We start from the raw sequence: 19,257 nt of genomic DNA on the forward strand, positions 1-19,257 counted from the left end.
ACGGTCCTTCTGGCCTGGTGGTGGCAGGTGGGCGATGCTCGCCATCCTGCCGGATCCCGGGGCGCAGGGCCTGAGTAGCCGTACTCAACCGCCGCCGATCAGCTGACCGTTGTCGTGCTGAGCGTCTGGGCCGTGGCCGGGTAGCAGGTGGTGGGCACGTTGACGGTGAAGAACGCGACCGGGACGGTGGCGTCGAAGGTCAGGCCCGGGTCGGCGTAACTGGTGCCGGCCACCGAGGTCGTGATGGTGCTGCCGGAGGCTCCGGCCTGCAGGGTCAGGCTGAGCGCGGGCAGCGTGAAGGTGCCGCCGCCCGCCACCGAGGCGTTCACGGTGATCACCAGGTTGGAGCCGCTGACGGCGACGCTCCCGCTGCCGTCCGGGATGCCGGACCCGCCGGCCAGCGACTCGCCGACCAACGTGGCACCCGCGGGCACCGGGATGGTCAGCTGGATGTTGCTGATCGACTGGATGCTGTAACCGCTCACCGTGGTGGGGACGGTGAGCGCGTCGGGCGCCAGGGTGACGGTGAACTGGCTGCCCGCCGCCACGCTGGACGGCGCCGTGGCGTTGACGCCGGCACCCAGGCTGAAGGTCTGCGCGGAGCCGATCGGCGGCGTCGCCTGGCAGGCGAACGCGACCGGGTTGTCGGCGGCCGAGGCGATGGGGGCGAGCAGGCCGACGGCGGCCAGGCCGCCGGCGAGCGCGATCGAGGCGCGCGAGAGCACGGACTTGGTTCTCATGTGGGGGACTCCTGAGGCGTCGACGGGATTGCGATGACCCTGCCAAGCGACTTCAGGATGGGCGCCACTGAGGACCGCAACAAGGTTGCGGCCCTCAGTGGTTGGGCTGATTTCCGGCCAACTTCTGGGCTGGGCGGACCTCTCAGCAGTCCCGGTGGCCTCAGTGGCGATGGTGGTTGTCCGGCTGCGCCGGGTCGCCCGGGTGCTCCAGGCCCGGGACCAGAGTCAGGCGCTCGGCTCGGGCCCGGTCGAGCCAGCGGACGAAGGCGATGCGCTGCGCACAGGCGCGCAGCCGGCCCGCGACGTCGGCGCTGCCAACATCGCGCTCCGGCGTGACCTCGCCGGTCAGCGCCGCCGTCCAGCCGCCGACCGTCACCGGCTCGCCGGGCGGCGCCGCGCGCAGGGCGGCGGCCAGGGCGGTCGGGAGGGTGGCCGGGTCGGCCTCGAACTCACCGTCCGGGCTCGAGAGTTGCCAGCGAACGGCGGCGGCACCGGCGGGCCCGGCCGCCGAGGCGACAGCAGCCCGGTAGGCGGCGCGTTCGTCCTCGCCGGCCTCGACCCCGTCGGTCACCGCCGCGAACACGGCGCGGACGGCCGCACTGCCTTCGAAGGCGGCTGCCGCGATCGAACCGAGCTCGACCGCCGCCCGCTGATCGAGGCGGGCCAACGGTGCGGTGGTGCAGTCCAGTCGGCGCGCCGTCGCCTCCGCCCGGCACAACTCCTCGGTCAGCAGCACCTGGGCGACCCACCGGGTCAGCTGGCGGTCCTCGGCGCTGCCTGCAGCGGGCAGTGCCGAGGACCGCGGACCGCCGCGCAACGCGGCCAGCCTGCAGTCGAGTTCGGTGCGCGGCAGCGGGCGGCCGTCCAGATAGCCGAGCAGGGCGGGAGCGGCGTCGGTGCTCACGGGGCCACCACCAGCTCGACGGTGGGCGCGTACTGGCAGCGCCCGAACCACATCACCTTGCAGACCGCCCAGTACGCGCCCGGGTCGGTGTCCAGGGGCGGCGCGACCTCGAAGCCGACGGCGCGCCGCTCCCCCGGGGCCAGCGCGAAGCCGCGCACCGGGGCGCCGAGGGCCGGCCAGCTGCCCCAGGGCGACACGGCCTGCAACTCGCCGCGGATCTCACCGCGGGTGCGGTTGGTCAGCACCACCTCCAGCAGGCCGCGGCCGCCGGGCGCCACTCGCACCGACTCCGCGCCGACCTCGACCGACAGGCCGGTGTCCCGCCCGGTCGCCGCCTTGGTGCCCTGGGCCTGTCCCCAGCCGTCGGGCAACTCTCCGGGGGCCGGCAGCAGGTCGGGCAGCTCGCCGACCGCGACGGTGGTCACGTCCTCGATCTGCTGCCCGCCGTACTCGGTGCGGACGGCGACGAAGTACAGTCCTGACAATGCGTCAGCAGGCGGCGTCACGGTGGCCGAAAAGCGCACCTGCCCGGCGGGGTCGAGCCGGTAGGGGCGGCGGCGCGGGCTCACCTGCCAGCCGTCCGGGGCGATCAGCTCGACGGTGCCCTCGACCGCCGCGTCCCGCAGCTGCGAGGCGAGGACGACGGAGAGTTCGAGCGCCGCGCCCTCGCCCTCGCCCTCCCCTGCGCCCCCGCCCGCGCCCGTACTCCCGCCCCCGTGCGCCGTCAGCAGTCCCGGGCTGACGCCGACCGAGACGGGCAGGTAGCCCAGCGGCGCCGGGCCGCGGTTGTGCAACCAGTAGCGGGCGTGCACGGGTTGGGCGAGTTCGGCGACCGGGCCGAGCGGGCGGCCACCCGAGGAGGCCGAAGCGCCGGGTCGCGCGGTCAGCGTGAGCACCTGAGCTCCCGTCAGGTCGAGCCGCTCCAGCGGTTCCTGCGGCCGCTCCAGCAGATCCGCCCGGTGCACGCCGTCCAGCGTCAGCGCCCCGCTCAGCCGCGCCGTGCGCCCGAGCCCGGTGGACTCGACCAGCCGCAGGGTGACCCCGGCGGCCGGGTCCAGCTCGGCCGCCGATCCGGCGGCGATCGGGTTCCCGGTCGGCTTGAGCGCGCTCAGCCGCACCTCGCGCGCCGGCTCCACCCGCAGCCAGCAGTGGGTGGCCGGCAGCGGTCCGCCGTGCGCGGGCGCCAGCCGGGTGAGCAGCGGGTGGTTGAACTCCTGCCCCTGCGCGGGCAGCGTCAGGGCCCGCCAGTCACCCTCGCCGGAGACCAGGGCGTAGTGGAAGTCGTGTGTCCAGTGCTGGAGTTGGAAGGAGGAGCCGTCCACCGCGGTGCGCCGCGGCGGGTCGATCCAGACGCCGGAGGGCCACCCGGTGCAGGAGCGCAGCAGTGAGAGGTGCAGCGCGCCGGTGGGGTCGACGGCGAAGCCGGGCAGGCCGTAGGTGAGCAGCGCGGCGGTGTGGTCGGTGAGGCGTTCGGCGGCGGGGAGTTGACCGGGGCAGCTGGCGCCGATCAAGGCGTCGCCCAGGTCCTCGGCCAGCGCGGCCGGGTCGGCGACCACCAGGGCCGGCAGCGCGCGCAGGTCGCGCAGGTCGGCGCCCGGCTGCCAGACCTCGGTCAGCGCCTTCCCGGCCGGCACCCAGACCCGCCCGTGCGCCGCCAGCACCGCCGCGTACTCGCCGCCGGCCCGCTCCAGCAGCTCCCGGGCGGCCGCGTTGCGCTCGGGGCCGCCGACCACGATCCGGAAGTCCGGCAGGTTGGAGTCCACGTCGAGCCAGCCGTACCGGGACCGGTCGGCGCTCGCGGTGGTCGCGGTGACGCCGGCCCGGGCCAGTGCCACCACCAGCTCGCGGGCCTCGGCGGCGGCCTCCTCGGCGGGGACCACCACCTCGGCGACACCCAGGGCGCGCTCGCCGAGCGGGAGCCCTGCCGGGTCGGTGAGCGTGATCCGGGCGGTGGCGCTCAGGCCGAACCAGGTGTTGGCCGGGTTGTCCAGGGTCCACGGCGCCTCGGCCACGTCCACCTCGGGCAGCGCGAAGCCGCGGCCGACCACGGCCTCGGCCACCTCGCTGACCGGCAGCGTGCCGGGCAGGTCGAGCGGGAAGCGCAGCCGCAGCAGCCGGTCGGCGGCGCGGTGGTCGAGCACCCGGGTACGGCAGTCGACCCGGTCGACGCCGTGCCAGAGCGTGACGCTCTGCTCGTAGCGCAGGCCGTCGACCGTGCCGGTGACCACCAACCGCTCGCCCAGCGGCCCGACTTCGCGCTGCACCGTACCGACGCTCTGCGCAGCGCCGATCACCGGCCCCTTGGGCAGCAGGTGCCAGGGGCCCTCGCCGAAGTCGGGATGCTGCGGGTACTCCTCGTACATCCGCAGCTCGTTGCCGACCTGGCTGGGCTGGATCAACTCCCGTCCGTGCAGCCGGTCGTGGACGCTGCTCAGCGCGCCGCCGCGCTGCGGGTCGGCGGTGACCCGGTACCGCTGATTCTCCGCCGTCAGGCCTTCGACCGGGCGCCACAGGGGATCTGATGCCCCGTCAAGGACGCGCCAGGTGCGCCAGCCCAGCGCGGGGACGCCGTCGGCGTGGAAGTACAGGGTGCCGCGGTCGACCGCGCAGGCGACCGGCGCGCCGGTGTCGTCCACCACCCGGGCGTCGGTGCGGCCCTGCGGCAGGCGCACCGAGACGGTGCCCGAGCGGTCGAAGGAGAGAGTGTTGGCCACCACCACGGCCACCGCCTCCGCCTCCGCCGACCCCACGGCCGGCCCCGCGCCGCCGGTGTCGATCTGTCCGACCAGCGCGTCCAGCGCGGTGTCCCGCACCTCGGCGGCCAGGTCGTGCGCCTCGCGCCAGCCGCCGAGCAGGTCGAGGTAGACCTGGTCGGACTCCGAGCCGGTGATCGCGTCGTGGTGAGCGCCGTAGGCGAGGTGGCGCCAGACCTTGTCGAGCGCCGCCTGCGGGTAGCGGCCCAGCCCCTGCAGCGCGGCCAGGGTGGCGAGCTTCTCGGCGTCCAACGCGGCTACCTCGCAGGCACGTTGGGCCTGCTTGGTGTCGATGTAGGAGACGTCCTTGCCGGTGTAGACCGGATTCATGTCGCGGGTCTGCGGGCTCGGCCGGCGCCCGCTGGCGGCGAGTTCGGCCCGGACGGCGGTCAGGAAGTCGCGCGGGATCGCGCAGACGAAGCGCGGCCAGAGGTACTTGGCGGCCCAGGAGCGGTGGATCTCGGTGACCCACTTGTTCGGCGGGGTGTAGTCGGTGCCGACCGGCAGCAGCAGGTTCCGGGTCGCGCCGACCGGCTTCAGCTTGCGGTACAACTCGTACACGGCGGCCTCGGCGGCGGCCAGGTCGGCGGCGGAGTCCATCCACCAGCCGGCCGAGTAGTGGTGCGGCATGTAGTGGGTGAGCACGCCGTGGCCGGACGGCGCGAGCCACTCGAACTCGCTGGGGAACTGCATGACGGTGGCGTCGTCCTTGGCCGTCCTGAAGTTCTTCTGGATCGGGCCCCACTGGTGGAACGGACCGCGGGCCCAGGCGCTGCCGGTCAGTCCGGCGTCGGCCAGGTAGCCGGGGAACTGCGGGTCATGCCCGAAGACGTCCAGCTGCCAGGCGGTCTGCGGGTCGCCGCCCAGGATGTCGCGCTGGTAGCCGATGCCGAGCACCAGGTTGCGGATGGTGGTCTCGGCACCGGTCAGGTTGGTGTTCGGCTCGTTGTAGGTGCCGCCGACCAGCTCGACCTGGCCGCGCTCCAGCAGCCGGCGCAGCTCCGCGCGGCGCTCCGGGTGCTGGTCGAAGTAGGGCTTGAGGTAGTCGACTTCTGCCAGCACGAACTTGTACACCGGGTCGCGCAGGGCGAGTTCGAGGTGCGCGTCGACCAGCGCGAAGCCGTTGCGCTCCCACAGCGGCCGGGTGGTGGCGTCACCGGCCAGCAGCTCCCAGGGGGAGGTGTAGGCGGCCTGGGTGTTCCACCAGACCGGGTCGTAGTGGAAGTGCGAGACCAGGAACATGGTCCAGCCGGGCTCGGCGACGGTGACCACCGCCTCGGCGACGGCCTCGCCGGCGGTGACGGTGACCGGGAGCTCGGTGCCCACGGCGGCGTCCGGCGCCAGCTCCAGCGGGACCTCGACCAGACCCGTGCCGGTCGCCTCGCCGCGCACGCCCGGTCCCCGCACGGTGATCGGGGTGGGCGGTCCGTCGACGGCCACCCGCAGCACCTGGCGGGGCGCCTCGGCGGTGCCGACGAACAGGTCGGTGCATTCGACGGCGGTGATGGTGACCGGCACGGGTCGATCCTCTCTGGGCGTCAGACGAACGGGCGAGCAGGCGGCCGGGCAGGCGAACAGGCGGGCGGACGGTCCGGCCCAGGTCAGCCCGTGGCCTGCTTGGCCGCGGCGTACCAGGAGGCCGGGCCGGTCCCGTTCACGGGCACGGCGTTGAAGTACTCCCAACCCGCGACCCCCGCGAAACCCGGGTACTCGCCGACCAGCGAGTGCAGCGTGCCGCCCAGCGTGGCGGGGTCGACGTAGCCGTCGCAGTTGGCGGCGTTGGTCACGGTGCCGGCCACCACCCGCGACGGGGCGAAGCCGTTGCGGACCACCGCGTCGTAGGCGGAGGTGTTGCTCAGGTCGCCCCAGCCGCAGTAGAACTGGGTGTTGTACCAGGAGATCCTGCTCCCCACGGCTTGCTCCAGCTGGCGGTAGTCGAAGCCGCCGGAGAAGCTGGAGCCGCCCGACAGGTCGGTGGCGACCGGCGCCAGGGTGATCACGAAGCCGCTGCCGAAGTCGGTGCGCAGCTGCTTGATCAGGTGCTCCGTGTCGGCGAGCGAGAAGCTCTCCTCGATGTCGAGGTCGACGCCGTTCAGGTGGTGGGCGCGCAGCGTGTCGCGCAGCTGCGGGTAGTAGGTGGTGAAGGCGTTGTGCAGGTCGGCGTAACTGCCCTGGGCGGCGCCGCCGAGCATCGCCTCGACCTTGGTGCCGGCCTTCTGGAGGGTGGCCAGCTCGCGCCACATCTGGGTGTACTTGGCAGCCGACGGCGGGTCGTCGTTGAGGGTGATGCCGCTGCCGGCGTTGAGGTGGAAGGCAGCCACCTCGATGTCGGTGGCGGTGTTCTTCAGCGGCAGCGGTGAGACGTACGCACCGTTGTCGTACTGGGTCTGGTAGTACGCGACCACATGGTGGGCGGGGGCGGTGTGCGCGTGCGCGTGCGCGCTGGCGGTGCCGGCCGACAGCGCGAGGGCGCCGGTGGCCAGCAGGGCCGTGCAGGCACGGGCGAGGCGACCCGTCATGGATACCTCCGGATGGGGGCGAATGGGCGGGTGGACACGGAAAGCGGCCGCTTCGCCCCGGACGCTAAATCGATTTAGCTTGCGCGTCAATGGTCCCATCATCTGACTGTCCGTCAGATACCCGCCGACGGCGGCCTACCCGCGCGGCCCCGCCGTGCTCTCCCGGACCGTCAGGCGCGGCGTCGGCGTCTTGAGGTCGACCGCCGCGGCCGGGTCGTCCAGCACCGCGAGCAGCGTGCGGGCCACCTGCTCGCCGAGCGCGAAGGTGTCCCGGGAGAGCGCGGTGAGCGGCGGGTGGACGATCCGGGCCAGCAGCGAATCATCGAAGGAGACGATGGACAGCTCGCCGGGCACCGCCACCCCCATCTCGCCGGCCACCCCGAGGCCGGCCACCGCCATCACGTCGCTGTCGTAGATGATCGCGGTCGGCCGCTCCCGCCGGGCCAGCAGCGTCCGGGTGGCGGCGGCCCCCTGCGCGTCGCTGAAGTCCGTCGGCAAGGAGAGCGTCTCGCTCAGGCCGAGCCGCCTGGCCGCGTCCCGCAGCGCGCGGATCCGGCGCTGGGTGTGCTGGAAGGCCGGCAGTCCGGCCAGGTGGGCGATCCGGCGATGGCCGAGCGCCGCCAGGTACTCGACGATCGACAGCATCGCCTCCCGGTCGTCCGCCCAGACGCTGGGCAGGCTGCCGTGCCGCCCCGGCCCGCCCAGCACCACGGTCGGCGTGCCGAGTTCTTCGAGCACCTCGATCCGCGGGTCGCGCACCTGGAGGTCGACCAGGACGAAGCCGTCCACCCGGTGCTCCGAGACCCAGCGCCGGTAGATCTCGATCTCGGCGACGGTGTCCTCGACCACCAGCAGCTGCAGCGCGGTGGAGCGCGCCGAGAACTCCGCCTGCAGCCCCGAGAGCAGCTGCGCGAAGAACGGCTCCACCCCCACCGTGCGCGCCGGGCGGGCCAGCACCAGCCCGACCGCGCCGACCCGGGACCCGCCCAGCGCCCGGGCCGCGCTGTGCGGGCGCCAGTTCATCTCCTCTGCCACCCGCAGGATCCGGCTGCGGGTCTGCTCGCTGACCCCGGGACGCCCGTTGAGTGCGAAGGACACCGCACCCTTGGACACCCCCGCCGCTCGGGCGATGTCGGCGATGGTCGGTCTGCCCACGTGTCGTGTTTCCTCTCTTGACACCGTTGCTGCGCCGGAGCATAGTCCACAAAAGCTACTGGACCGGTTTAGTAAACCGCTTCAGAACTTCCGCGGAACTCCCTCGATTCGCTCCCTCATCCCGTTCCCGCGACCCGCCGACTCCCCCACCGGCCGGGCAGAACCCAGGAGAGCTCCATGCCAAGAGTCCGGGCAGGCTTCACCCCCGCGGCCGTCGCGGCCATCGCGGCGATCACCACGGTGGCGCTCAGCGGCTGCGGCGTCGGCGGCACCAGCTCCGATGCGGCCAAGCAGAGCGTGGCCGCCGACGCCCCGCTCAAGGGCACCATCACCTTCCAGACCTGGTCGCTGAAGAACGACAAGTTCACGCCCTACTTCACCGGCCTGGTCCAGGACTTCGAGACCCGGCACCCGGGCACCACGATCAACTGGATCGACCAGCCGGGCGACGGCTACACCGACAAGGTGACCAGCCAGGTCACCAGCGGCAGCCTGCCCGACGTGGTCAACCTGCCGCCGGACATCGCCCATTCGGTCGCCAAGGTCGGCGGGCTGCTCGACCTGACCAAGAACGTGCCCACCCTCGCCCAGGACTACGTGCACAGCGGCGTGGCCGCCTACGGCTACGCCGACCTCGGCGCCGACAGCTACGGCCTGCCCTGGTACCTCGGGACCGACATCAGCCTCTGGAACAAGGCGATGCTCCAGCGCGACGGCCTCGATCCCGCCCACCTGCCGAAGACCTTCGACGACCTGCTCGCCCAGGCCAAGGTCATGCACGACCGGTCGGGCGGCAAGGACTACCTGATGAGCCGCCCGCCCGGACTCTCCGACATCGTCAATTCCGGTACCGCACTGATGACTTCGGACGGCAAGAAGTTCGCCTTCAACACCCCGGGCGCAGCCGCCATGCTGGACAAGTACACCGCCGCCTACGCGGCCGGCTACCTGCCCTCCGACGTGCTGACCAGCACCTACGAGGGCAACTCGGCGCTCTTCAACAAGCAGGAGGTCGCCTGGACCACCGGCGGCGGCAACTACATCCAGAGCACCCAGCAGACCAACCCCAGCCTGACCCCGCTGATCGTCCCCTCCCCCGCGCTGGACACCGCCCCGCTCTACGTCCAGGGCGTCTCGGTCGCCGCCAAGAGCAAGAACCTGCCGCTCGCGCTGGCCTTCGCCGAGTTCGTCACCGACGACACCAACCAGGTCAACTTCGTGAAGCTGGCCCCGGGTTACCTGCCCGGCAGCGCCGCGTCCGCGAACAACCCGGCGTACAGCAAGAGCGACGGCACCGCCCAGGGCGACGCCTCGGTCTTCGCGTACCAGGACATGCAGAAGGCGGTGAACTTCACCCCGCCGGTCTGGACCGACGCCATGAACACCGTGCTCAACCAGCAGATCGCGCTGGCGATGACCGGCAAGGAGTCGGCGAAGCAGGCGCTGGACAACGCCGTGAACCGGGCCGACCAGCTGCTGGACCAGTGACCCACGCGGGCGCCGAAGGGAGGACTCGATGAAGGCCCACCGCTGGTACACCCCTTGGCTGTTGACCGCCCCGGCACTGATCTGGCTGGCCGTCTTCAGCCTCTGGCCCGCGCTCAACACGGGGGTGCTCTCCTTCACCAACGTGCACACGCTCAGCGGCGGGCAGTTCATCGGAGTGCGCAACTACGTGCTGATGTGGCAGGACCCGCAGCTGCGCGACGCGATCCTGAACACCGTGATCTTCATGGTGGTCTGCGTCCCGCTGCTGACCTTCCTGCCGCTGCTGCTGGCCCTGCTGGTCCAGCGCACCCTGCCGTTCATGGGCTTCTTCCGGACCGTCTTCTACTTCCCGGTGATCGCCTCCGCCGTGGTGGTCGCGCTGATCTGGCAGTGGCTGCTGGACGACCGCGGGCTGGTCAACGGGCTGGGCAGGCAGGCGGGCCTGATCCACCACACCCTGCCCTTCCTCACCGACCGCTGGCTGCTGCTCTCCAGCGCCATCGCGCTCACCGTCTGGAAGGGCCTGGGGTACTACATGGTGCTCTACCTGTCGGCGCTCGGGAACGTGCGCCGCGAGCTGCACGAGGCGGCGGCGGTGGACGGCGCGGGCACCGTGCGGCGGTTCTGCTCGGTGACCGTACCGGGCGTGCGCGGCACCATGGCGCTGGTCTCGGTGCTGATCGCGGTCAACGCGATGCGCGTCTTCACCGAGCTGTACGTGCTGGGCGGGCGCACCGGCGGTGTCGGCGGCCAGGACGTGTCGTTGGTGATGCTGATCCAGCAGGCCGCCTCGGGCAGCGACGGCCGGATCGGCTACGCCTCGGCGCTCAGCGTGCTGCTCTTCGTGCTGACCGTCGGCCCGTTGCTGCTGCTCGCCCGCTGGAACCGGAGGACCGACTGATGACCACCGTCTCCGAACACCGCGCCGAGGCCGGCCCGAGCGCGCCGCCGCGCGGGCGATCCGGGCGCGGGCGATCCGGGCGCGGTCGCCGGCGCTCGCCGGTGTTCGACGCGGTGACCCCGCTGGGCCTGGCCGCCCGCTACCTGACCCTGCTGGTGATCCTGGCGATCACGGTCGGGCCGATGCTCTGGGAGTTCTCCACCTCGCTGAAGAGCGCCTACGAGGACGTCTACACCGCCACCCCCCGGCTGCTGCCGCAACACCCGACCTTCGGCAACTACGGGCACGTGGCGCGGCTGATCCCGGTGGGCCACTTCGCGCTGAACTCGGTGATCGTCGCGGTGCTGGACGTGGCCGGCAACGTGCTGGGCGCCACCGCCGCCGGCTACGCGCTGGCCCGGCTGCCGTTCCGCGGCCGGCGCCTGCTGCTGGGCCTGTTCCTCTCCACCCTGGTGCTGCCCGGCGAGGTGACGATCATCTCGCAGTACCAGACGGTGACCAGGCTCGGCTTCGGCGACTCGCTGCTCGGCGTGGCGCTGCCCGCGATGATCGGCGCGTTGAACGTGCTGCTGATGCGCAACGCCTTCCGGTCCATCCCCGCCGAGCTGGAGGAGGCGGCGGTGATCGACGGCGCCACCGTCTGGCAGCGGCTGCGCCACATCGCCCTGCCCGGCGTCAAGGGCACGCTGAGCGTGATCGTGATCCTCACCTTCATCGGCGCCTGGGACGACTTCCTGTGGCCGCTGCTGGTGCTGCAGAGCCCCGACAAGCTGACCCTCACCGTCGGACTCTCCTATCTGCAGGGCGCCCTGGTGGCCGACCCGCGCGCGATCGCGGCCGGCGCGATGATCGCCCTGCTGCCCGTCCTGGTGCTCTTCGTGACGCTGCAACGGTTCTTCTTCCGCGGCGTCGGCGAGGGCGCGGTGAAGGGCTGACGTGGCGGTGCAAGGCTGGCCTGTTGGCCGACGACGACCGGAGTCTTTGATGACCGACGAGCTGACCGGACCCCGGTTCGGCGTCAACTACACGCCCTCGCGCGGGTGGTTCCACCACTGGCTGGACTTCGACCTGGACGCGGTGCGGGCCGATCTGGACGCGATCGCCGCCCTCGGCCTGGACCACCTGCGGGTCTTCCCGCTCTGGCCGCTCTTCCAGCCCAACCGCACGCTGATCCGCCCGCGCGCCGTCGAGCAGTTGGTCTCCCTGGTGGACGCGGCCGGTGAGCGCGGCCTGTCCGTCGCGGTGGACGGACTGCAGGGACACCTGTCCAGCTTCGACTTCCTGCCCTCGTGGACGGCCACCTGGCACCGGCGCAGCCTCTTCACCGACCCCGAGGTGGTCGAGGGACAGGCGGCCTACCTGGGCACGCTGGCCACGGCGCTGGCCGAGCGGGACAACTTCATCGGGCTGACCATCGGCAACGAGATCAACCAGTTCGCCGGCGACCCGCACCCCGATCCGGACCGGATCACCCCCGACCAGGCCGCCGCCTGGCTGCGCCGGCTGCTGGCCGCCTGCGAGCAGGGCGCCCCGGGCCGGCTGCACCTGCACGCCGAGTACGACGCGGCCTGGTACCAGGACGACCATCCGTTCACCCCGGCCCAGGCGGCCCGGATCGGCGCCGCCACCGCCGTGCACTCCTGGGTGTTCAACGGCACCGCCCAGCGCTACGGCGCGGACTCGGTGGCGACCGGGCAGCACGCCGCCTACCTGGTCGAGCTCGCCAAGGCCTGGGCCGACGACCCGCACCGCCCGGTCTGGCTGCAGGAGGTCGGCGCCCCCGCCCCGCACATCGCCGCCGAACGGGCCGGCGAGTTCACCCGGACCACGGTGGCGGCCGCGCTGGACTGCCCGGACCTGTGGGGCGTCACCTGGTGGTGCTCGCACGATGTGGACCGCTCGCTCGCCGACTTCCCCGAACTGGAGTACAGCCTTGGTCTGCTGACCACCGATCAGCAGACCAAACCCGCCGGTCGGGAGCTGGCCGCGGCGGTGGCCGAGGCCCGGGCCGGCTGGTGCGCGCCGCCACCCCGGAGCACCGCGCTGGTCCTCGAGCTGCCGGACGAGGCGCCCAAGCGGTCCACCTGCGCCCCGGGCGGCGCCTTCTTCGAGGCCTTCATGCGGCTGACCGCCGACGGCGCCCGGCCCACCACGCTGCTGGCCGAGCGCGTGGCGGACCCCGTGCACCTGGCCGCGCGGGGTATCACCGAAATCGTCACGGTCGAGGACCTCGGCCGCTCCTGACCCACCGTCAGCCGACCTTTCCCTGGGAGCCCTCATGCACGACGACCGCAGCCTGGTCGAGTCCCGTCTCAAGCGCGTGCTCGACGAGCGCATCCGCCCCGCGGTCCATCCGGAGTCCGTCCCGCTCGAGGTCGGCATCTGGACCGCGCCCGACGAGCCGGTCCCGGTCGCCGAGGGTCTGGCCGCGCCGCGCACCCCGATCGCGGCCGGCGAGCGCTGGGGCGCGCCCTGGAGCACCAGCTGGCTGACCGTCACGGGCACGGTGCCGACCGCCTGGGCCGGGCGCACCGTGGAGGCGATCATCGACCTGGGTTTCGACAAGAACATGCCCGGCTTCCAGTGCGAGGGCCTGGTCTACCGGCCGGACGGCACGCCGGTGAAGGGGCTGAACCCGAACAACCAGTGGGTGCGGGTCGCCGCGCCCGCCGTGGGTGGTGAGGCGGTGCTGTTGCACGTCGAGGCGGCGGCCAACCCGGTGGTCCTGGACTACCACCCGTTCCTGCCCACCGGCCTGGGAGACAAGGCCACCGCCGGCAGCGAGCCGCAGTACCGGCTGGCCCGGCTGGAGTTGGTGGTCTTCGACGAGACCGTCTGGCAGCTGGCACTCGATCTGGAGGTGCTGGGCGAGCTGATGGCCGAGCTGCCGGTGGACGGCGCCCGGCGCTGGGAGCTGCTGCGGGCCGTCGAACGCGCGCTGGACGCCATCGACCTTCAGGACGTCAACGCGACTGCTGCGGCGGCCCGTTCGCAGCTCGCCGAGGTGCTCGCCGCACCCGCCGTGCCGTCCGCGCACCGGATCAGCGCGGTCGGCCACGCGCACATCGACTCGGCCTGGCTCTGGCCGCTGCGCGAGACGGTCCGCAAGGTGGCGCGGACCACCGCCAACATGACCGCGCTGCTCACGGACGAGCCGGACTTCGTCTACACCATGTCCCAGGCCCAGCAGTACGCCTGGATCAAGGAGCACCGGCCCGAGGTCTACGCGAAGGTCAAGCAGGCAGTGGCCGAGGGACGGTTCGTGCCGGCCGGCGGGATGTGGGTGGAGTCGGACACCAACATGCCGGGCTCGGAGGCGATGGCTCGTCAGTTCGTCCACGGCAAGCGGTTCTTCCTGGAGGAGTTCGGCGTCGAGAACGAGGAGGCCTGGCTCCCCGACACCTTCGGCTTCACCGGCGGGCTGCCGCAGATCATCAAGGCGGCCGGCTCGAAGTGGCTGCTGACCCAGAAGATCTCCTGGAGCCAGGTCAACTCCTTCCCGCACCACACCTTCTGGTGGGAGGGCATCGACGGGAGCCGGATCTACACCCACTTCCCGCCGATCGACACCTACAACTGCTCGATGAAGGGCAGCGAGATCGCGCACGCCGCCCGCAACTTCAAGGACAAGGGCCGAGCCACCCGCTCGCTGGCGCCGACCGGCTGGGGCGACGGCGGTGGCGGCACCACCCGCGAGATGATCGCCAAGGCGGCCCGGCTGCGGGACCTGGAGGGCTCGGCCACCGTCCGGTGGGAGAAGCCGGCCGAGTTCTTCGCCAAGGCACAGGCCGAGTACCCCGAACCGCCGGTCTGGGTCGGCGAGCTCTACCTGGAGCTGCACCGCGCCACGCTGACCAGCCAGGCGAAGACCAAGCAGGGCAACCGGGCCAGCGAGAACCTGCTGCGGGAGGCCGAGCTGTGGGCCGCCACCGCCGCCGTGCGGTGCGGATTCGCCTACCCGTACCAGGAGTTGGACCGGATCTGGAAGACCGTGCTGCTGCACCAGTTCCACGACATCCTGCCCGGCTCCTCGATCGCCTGGGTGCACCGGGAGGCCGAGCAGACCTACGCGGCGGTGGCCGAGGAGCTGACCGGGATCATCACGGTCGCCCAGCGGGCGCTGGCCGGTGACGGTGTATCAGGTCATGAGGTCGTCTTCAACGCGACACCGCACGAGCGTTCGGGCATCGCGGCCGGCGGTGCCCGGGAGGTGGTCGACTCCGCGGGTGACTGCTCGCTGCACGCGCGGCCGGCGGGCGGGTTCGTGCTGTCGAACGGGCTGCTGCGGGTCGAGGTGGACGGGCGCGGGCTGGTCGTCTCGGCCTACGACCTGGCCGGGCGACGCGAGACGATCGCCCCCGGCGCCGCCGCCAACCTGCTGCAACTGCACCCGGACTTCCCGAACATGTGGGACGCCTGGGACGTCGACCAGTTCTACCGCAACACCGTCACCGACCTGACCGACCTGGACGAGCTGGCGATCGCCGCCGACAAGCCGCAGGCGGTGGCGGTGCGGGTGACCCGCTCGTTCGGCGACTCGCGGGTGACCCAGACCCTGACCCTGACCGCCGGCGCCAAGCGGCTCGACCTGGACACCGAAGTGGACTGGCACGAGACGGAGAAGTTCCTCAAGGCCGCCTTCCCGCTCGACCTGCACACCGAGCGGTACGCCGCCGAGACCCAGTTCGGCCACCAGTACCGCGCCACCCACACCAACACCAGCTGGGAGGCGGCCAAGTTCGAGGCCTGCAACCACCGCTTCACCCACTTCGCCGAGCCCGGCTGGGGCGTGGCGCTGGTCACCGCCTCCACCTACGGCCACGACGTGACCCGCACCGTGCGCGCGGCGGACCACGGCACCACCACCACGGTCCGCGTCTCGCTGCTGCGCGCCCCGCGCTTCCCCGACCCGCAGACCGACCAGGGCCTGCACCGGTTCCGGCACGCCCTGGTGCCGGGCGCGACGATCGGCGACGCGGTGCGGGAGGGGTACGCCATCAACCTGCCGGAGCGGCGGCTGCCGGGCGACGCCGAGGTCGCGCCGCTGGTCGGCGTGGACAACGACGCGGTGGTGGTCAGCGCCGTCAAGCTGGCCGACGACGCGAGCGGCGACGTGGTGGTGCGGCTCTACGAGGCGCACGGCGGCCGGGCCTGGACCGCGCTGCGCGCCTCGTTCCCGCTCTCCGCCGTGCGGGCCTGCGATCTGCTGGAACGCCCGCTCGGCGAGGGGGATCTAGAACTCGCCGAAGGCGCGGTGGAGTTGACGCTACGCCCGTTCCAGCTGGTGACCCTTCGACTGGTGCGCGGTTGAGGCTCAACGCCCTTGTCCAGGCGTCAGGTTGGGAGAAAATCAGGGGACTCGACCACGATCTCGCCCTAGGATCGACGGTTATGGTTGATCTCTACCCTCCCACCAGTCCATACGACCATGGATTTATCGACACCGGAGACGGCAACCGCGTCTACTACGAACAGCTCGGCAACCCCGGAGGCAAGCCCGCCCTCTACGTCCACGGCGGCCCGGGGGCGGGCGCCCCGCAGCGGCCGACCAGGGCCTGGGACCCCGAGCGCTACCGCGTCATCCGCTTCGACCAGCGCAACTGCGGTCGCAGCACCCCGCACGCCAGCGATCCGGCGGCGGACATGAGTCTGAACACCACGCAGCACCTGATCGACGACATGGAGCAGCTGCGCGAACACCTCGGCATCGAGCGGTGGTTGCTGGACGGCGCCTCCTGGGGCTCGACGCTCATCCTGGCCTATGCGCAGCAGCACCCCGAGCGGGTCAGCGAGATCGCCATCCAGGCGGTGACGATGACCCGCCCCGCCGAGACCTACTGGCTCTACCGGGGAGCCGGGCGGTTCTACCCCGAAGCCTGGGACCGGTTCCGCGACGGCGTCCCCGAGGACGAACGGGACGGCGACCTGCTCGCGGCCTACGCACGGCTGATGGAGAACCCCGACCGGGCCGTCCGGGCGAAGGCCGCCGCCGACTGGCTCGCCTGGGAGGACACGGTCATCTCGAACGAGCCCAATGGCTCGCCCGGCATGTACAGCGATCGCGACGTCGACGCGCAGATCGCGTTCGTCCGGATCTGCGCCCACTTCTTCAGCAACGGTGCCTGGCTGGAGGAGGACCAACTACTGCGCAACGCCCACAAGCTGGCCGGAATCCCGGCGGTGCTGGTCCACGGCCGGCACGACATGGGCAGCCCGGTGGAGACGGCATGGGAGCTGGCGAAGGTGTGGCCGGACGCGCGGCTGCGCATCTTCGAAGACTCAGGACACATCGGAGGCGAGGCGATGCGGGAGGCTTCCCGGGCGGCCATCGAGGAGTTCAAGAACCGCTGACCCGGGCGATCCGGCTGAGCCTGCGAAGGGGCCCGCTGCGGCGAGCCCCTTCGCGGGCTGATGCCTACGGGGTCACCACCGGTCGATGCCCATCACCTTCGCCGCGTCGTGGATGGCGTTGTAGTGCGGAGTCGACATGTCGGACTTCTTGTCCTTCGGCGGAAGGTTCCGGTCGGTCTGCCGGAACTCGTCGCGCGCCGCGGCGAGCAGACTGGTTCCGTAGCCGACCGGCACGTCGGCCTTCCCGTGGACAGGGTGCGACTTGGCCGCGGTCTGGCTTCCGGCGTTGGCCAGGATGCTCCGAGCCTGGTTGTAGGCGGCCGGCTTGATCGTCTTCGGGTTCCGGTTCTCCGCCAGTGCCCGAGCACCGGTCGTGACCACCGGGGACGAGCCAGCCGTGGCGGCATGGCTGGAGGCGGGTACAGCCACCGACAGGAGGGCGGAGGCAACCAGGGCACCAAGGGCAGTCGTCATGCGTCGAGCGTTCATGATCTGTTCAACGGCGTAGCAGGAGGCGGGTAACGCCGGTTGACGGCCTGTCATCCTGCGGCGCCGGCGTCACGTGTCCACCGCGTTCGCCCGACGACATCGCGCCCGCGCACGCCGCCGGCCTGCACACTGCGCACTGGGGGGTGGATGCGGGCGAGGTGCTCGGGTCGGGCACCGCCTCCCGCTGACCCCCGGGCCGACAACCTGGGCCTACGCCACGAGTGGATCTTCGACAAGACCACGTTCGCCTACCTCGGCGAACGCGCCTACCTCGTCCGTGACACCGTCAACGGCAAGAAGGGCATGCTCATCAGCCTCAGCGCCGTTCTCGCCCGCGGCGTCGCCGACTCCGCCGGGAGCCCGCCGGTCACCCTGGTGACCTCGGGCTGACCGGCCGCCTGTGCGGCCGGTCCCCGGCGTTCCCGAACCGGTGAGCGGGCTGCCGGACGGATCACATCAGCGGCCCGTGCCGCGTCGATCTCTCGCGAACCGCGCTGATGCACCAACTGCCGGAGACGCCATGCCGCGTCGACCGGCGGGGAAGGGTGCGCGGACCGGGGCGAGCTGGAGCGGACGAGCCGACACGTCAGCCCTGTTCTCCGGCTTCCGGGCTCGGCGGCAGGGTCGGGTAGTCGGGGATCGGATACACGCCGACGGCGAACCCGTGGACCGTCTCGCCGGAACGCGGCAGCTTGTCGAACTCGTGGATCACCTGCTCGATGCGCTCCCAGAACTCGGCCGCCTGCTCCTCGGAGATCCGGGCCCGCCGGATGAACTGACGCAGCTGCCCGAGCTCGTACGCCGCAGCCGATTCCTTCGCCGCCACCTCGAAATCGTTGAAGTCCGGCGGCAGCGCGCCGCCGGTCGTCTGCCGGCCGAGGCCGACGAAGAACATCCGCGCGGTGCGGCCGTAGTAGCGCTCCTCGATCGCCCGGACCCGGCGGGTCCGCACCACGCGCAGCAGACCGGCCTTGGCCAGGACCCCGACGTGATGCGCGACGGTGCTCTTCGGCCGCTTGACCGCGGCGGCGAGCTCGGTGACGGTCGCGGCGCGCTCGTGCAGCAGGCCGAGGATGGTGGTGCGCAGCGGGTCACTGATGGCCCGCACCTGTTCGGCGCTGGTGAGCTCGATCGTCTCATCGAGGTCGTAGTCCGGAGTGTTGCTCGACATGGTCGAATGAGACTAGCATCGTCGATTGTTCGAGAAATTTGGATCGTTCAGCGAAGTCGAAAGCGGGCAGGCCATGGCCGAGGTTGTGCTGTTCCACCACGCTCAGGGGCTGACCCCCGGAGTCGAGGCCTTCGCGGCCGAGCTCCGCCGGGCAGGCCACACCGTCCACGTCCCGGACCTCTATGAGGGGCACACCTTCGACACCCTGGAGCAGGGCATCGGCTACGCGAGCCGGACCGGGTTCGGCACCATCATGGAGCGCGGCCTCGCCGCTGCCGCGTCGCTCAGCAGCGAGGTGGTCTATGCGGGCTTCTCCCTCGGCGTCATGCCGGCCCAGCGCCTGGCCCAGACCCGCGCCGGCACCAAGGGTGCTCTGCTGTTCCACTCCTGCCTCCCGGTGTCCGAGTTCGGCGAGGCCTGGCCGGCCGACGTCCCGGTGCAGGTGCACGGGATGGACGGTGACCCGTTCTTCGCCGACGAGGGCGACCTCGACGCCGCCAAGGAGCTGACCGCCGCCACTGAGCGCGCCGAACTGTTCCTCTACCCCGGCAAGCAGCACCTGTTCGCAGACTCCTCGCTGCCGTCGTACGACCAGGCTGCGGCCGAGTTGCTCACCCGGCGTGTCATCGGGTTCCTCGACGGCCTGCGGTAGGCGGGGTCCGCGTCGCGGGCATCCTCATCCGGCCGGCCCGGTGATCCGAGTTCAGGGAGGCTTCGCCATCCTCGAACGTGCTGGTCGGGGGTGCTGGCGTGGCAGCTCTCCGAGGTGCTCGCGCTGGTCGTGGG

15 protein-coding genes are annotated in these 19,257 nt (G+C 71.9%); 8 read left to right on the forward strand and 7 right to left on the reverse strand.

Annotated elements, in window-relative coordinates:
* Window positions 1-98 precede the first annotated feature (98 nt).
* The 5 genes from P3T41_RS14015 to P3T41_RS14035 all read right to left on the reverse strand — a co-directional run bounded on the left by P3T41_RS14015 (window position 99) and on the right by P3T41_RS14035 (window position 8,071).
* Window positions 99-740 (reverse strand): hypothetical protein, encoded by a 642-nt coding sequence (locus tag P3T41_RS14015; protein ID WP_280690135.1) that lies wholly within the window; start codon window positions 738-740, stop codon window positions 99-101.
* A gap of 160 nt (window positions 741-900) precedes the next feature.
* Complete coding sequence (locus P3T41_RS14020) at window positions 901-1,644, reverse strand: hypothetical protein (protein WP_280690136.1); 744 nt, start codon at window positions 1,642-1,644, stop codon at window positions 901-903.
* Window positions 1,641-5,915, reverse strand: coding sequence for an NEW3 domain-containing protein (locus P3T41_RS14025; RefSeq protein ID WP_280690137.1), 4,275 nt, complete (start codon window positions 5,913-5,915; stop codon window positions 1,641-1,643). Before P3T41_RS14025 ends, P3T41_RS14020 begins: the two co-directional genes overlap by 4 nt.
* A gap of 83 nt (window positions 5,916-5,998) precedes the next feature.
* On the reverse strand, window positions 5,999-6,916 hold the full coding sequence (locus tag P3T41_RS14030; protein WP_280690138.1) for a glycosyl hydrolase family 18 protein: 918 nt from the start codon (window positions 6,914-6,916) through the stop codon (window positions 5,999-6,001).
* A 135-nt stretch (window positions 6,917-7,051) separates the two neighbouring features.
* On the reverse strand, window positions 7,052-8,071 hold the full coding sequence (locus tag P3T41_RS14035) for a LacI family DNA-binding transcriptional regulator (protein WP_280690139.1): 1,020 nt from the start codon (window positions 8,069-8,071) through the stop codon (window positions 7,052-7,054).
* Window positions 8,072-8,248: 177 nt separating this feature from the next.
* On the opposite strand from P3T41_RS14035, the gene P3T41_RS14040 reads away from it, so the two are divergent.
* The 6 genes from P3T41_RS14040 to pip all read left to right on the forward strand — a co-directional run bounded on the left by P3T41_RS14040 (window position 8,249) and on the right by pip (window position 16,811).
* Window positions 8,249-9,559 carry an extracellular solute-binding protein gene (locus P3T41_RS14040; RefSeq protein WP_280690140.1) on the forward strand — a complete coding sequence of 437 codons (1,311 nt, stop codon included), beginning with the start codon at window positions 8,249-8,251 and terminating at the stop codon, window positions 9,557-9,559.
* Between the two features lie 28 nt (window positions 9,560-9,587).
* On the forward strand, window positions 9,588-10,460 hold the full coding sequence (locus P3T41_RS14045) for a sugar ABC transporter permease (RefSeq protein ID WP_280690141.1): 873 nt from the start codon (window positions 9,588-9,590) through the stop codon (window positions 10,458-10,460).
* Complete coding sequence (locus P3T41_RS14050; RefSeq protein WP_280690142.1) at window positions 10,460-11,395, forward strand: carbohydrate ABC transporter permease; 936 nt, start codon at window positions 10,460-10,462, stop codon at window positions 11,393-11,395. The genes P3T41_RS14045 and P3T41_RS14050 overlap by 1 nt, the downstream gene beginning before the upstream one ends.
* Before the next feature lie 49 nt (window positions 11,396-11,444).
* Window positions 11,445-12,704, forward strand: coding sequence for a glycosyl hydrolase (locus P3T41_RS14055; protein WP_280690143.1), 1,260 nt, complete (start codon window positions 11,445-11,447; stop codon window positions 12,702-12,704).
* Between the two features lie 34 nt (window positions 12,705-12,738).
* The gene (locus P3T41_RS14060) at window positions 12,739-15,771 is read left to right on the forward strand and encodes a glycoside hydrolase family 38 C-terminal domain-containing protein (RefSeq protein ID WP_280690144.1); all 3,033 of its coding nucleotides are present in this window, start codon (window positions 12,739-12,741) and stop codon (window positions 15,769-15,771) included.
* Between the two features lie 80 nt (window positions 15,772-15,851).
* Complete coding sequence (gene pip, locus P3T41_RS14065; protein WP_280690145.1) at window positions 15,852-16,811, forward strand: prolyl aminopeptidase; 960 nt, start codon at window positions 15,852-15,854, stop codon at window positions 16,809-16,811.
* 72 nt (window positions 16,812-16,883) lie between these two features.
* Here pip and P3T41_RS14070 read toward each other — a convergent pair whose 3' ends face one another.
* The gene (locus P3T41_RS14070; protein WP_280690146.1) at window positions 16,884-17,285 is read right to left on the reverse strand and encodes a hypothetical protein; all 402 of its coding nucleotides are present in this window, start codon (window positions 17,283-17,285) and stop codon (window positions 16,884-16,886) included.
* A gap of 162 nt (window positions 17,286-17,447) precedes the next feature.
* Here P3T41_RS14070 and P3T41_RS14075 point away from each other — a divergent pair, with 162 nt between their 5' ends.
* On the forward strand, window positions 17,448-17,690 hold the full coding sequence (locus P3T41_RS14075; RefSeq protein WP_280690147.1) for a hypothetical protein: 243 nt from the start codon (window positions 17,448-17,450) through the stop codon (window positions 17,688-17,690).
* Between the two features lie 196 nt (window positions 17,691-17,886).
* Here the strand turns inward: P3T41_RS14075 and P3T41_RS14080 are convergent, their stop codons facing one another.
* Window positions 17,887-18,471: a winged helix-turn-helix domain-containing protein gene (locus tag P3T41_RS14080; protein WP_280690148.1), complete on the reverse strand. Its 585-nt coding sequence runs from the start codon at window positions 18,469-18,471 to the stop codon at window positions 17,887-17,889.
* Between the two features lie 73 nt (window positions 18,472-18,544).
* Here P3T41_RS14080 and P3T41_RS14085 point away from each other — a divergent pair, with 73 nt between their 5' ends.
* Window positions 18,545-19,123, forward strand: a complete 579-nt coding sequence (locus P3T41_RS14085; RefSeq protein ID WP_280690149.1) for a dienelactone hydrolase family protein — start codon at window positions 18,545-18,547, stop codon at window positions 19,121-19,123.
* Window positions 19,124-19,257 lie beyond the last annotated feature (134 nt).

Origin of the sequence: Kitasatospora sp. GAS204B (assembly GCF_029892155.1) — a bacterium.
In the GTDB taxonomy this organism is placed as follows: Bacteria; Actinomycetota; Actinomycetes; order Streptomycetales; family Streptomycetaceae; genus Kitasatospora.

What these genes read in the sequence shown, in the direction of transcription:
- P3T41_RS14015 (WP_280690135.1), bottom strand. Translation starts at nt 740, where the DNA reads ATGAGAACCAAGTCCGTGCTCTCGCGCGCCTCGATCGCGCTCGCCGGC.
- P3T41_RS14030 (WP_280690138.1), bottom strand. Translation starts at nt 6,916, where the DNA reads ATGACGGGTCGCCTCGCCCGTGCCTGCACGGCCCTGCTGGCCACCGGC.
- P3T41_RS14040 (WP_280690140.1), top strand. Translation starts at nt 8,249, where the DNA reads ATGCCAAGAGTCCGGGCAGGCTTCACCCCCGCGGCCGTCGCGGCCATC.
- P3T41_RS14045 (WP_280690141.1), top strand. Translation starts at nt 9,588, where the DNA reads ATGAAGGCCCACCGCTGGTACACCCCTTGGCTGTTGACCGCCCCGGCA.
- P3T41_RS14050 (WP_280690142.1), top strand. Translation starts at nt 10,460, where the DNA reads ATGACCACCGTCTCCGAACACCGCGCCGAGGCCGGCCCGAGCGCGCCG.
- P3T41_RS14055 (WP_280690143.1), top strand. Translation starts at nt 11,445, where the DNA reads ATGACCGACGAGCTGACCGGACCCCGGTTCGGCGTCAACTACACGCCC.
- P3T41_RS14060 (WP_280690144.1), top strand. Translation starts at nt 12,739, where the DNA reads ATGCACGACGACCGCAGCCTGGTCGAGTCCCGTCTCAAGCGCGTGCTC.
- pip (WP_280690145.1), top strand. Translation starts at nt 15,852, where the DNA reads ATGGTTGATCTCTACCCTCCCACCAGTCCATACGACCATGGATTTATC.
- P3T41_RS14070 (WP_280690146.1), bottom strand. Translation starts at nt 17,285, where the DNA reads ATGACGACTGCCCTTGGTGCCCTGGTTGCCTCCGCCCTCCTGTCGGTG.
- P3T41_RS14075 (WP_280690147.1), top strand. Translation starts at nt 17,448, where the DNA reads ATGCGGGCGAGGTGCTCGGGTCGGGCACCGCCTCCCGCTGACCCCCGG.
- P3T41_RS14080 (WP_280690148.1), bottom strand. Translation starts at nt 18,471, where the DNA reads ATGTCGAGCAACACTCCGGACTACGACCTCGATGAGACGATCGAGCTC.
- P3T41_RS14085 (WP_280690149.1), top strand. Translation starts at nt 18,545, where the DNA reads ATGGCCGAGGTTGTGCTGTTCCACCACGCTCAGGGGCTGACCCCCGGA.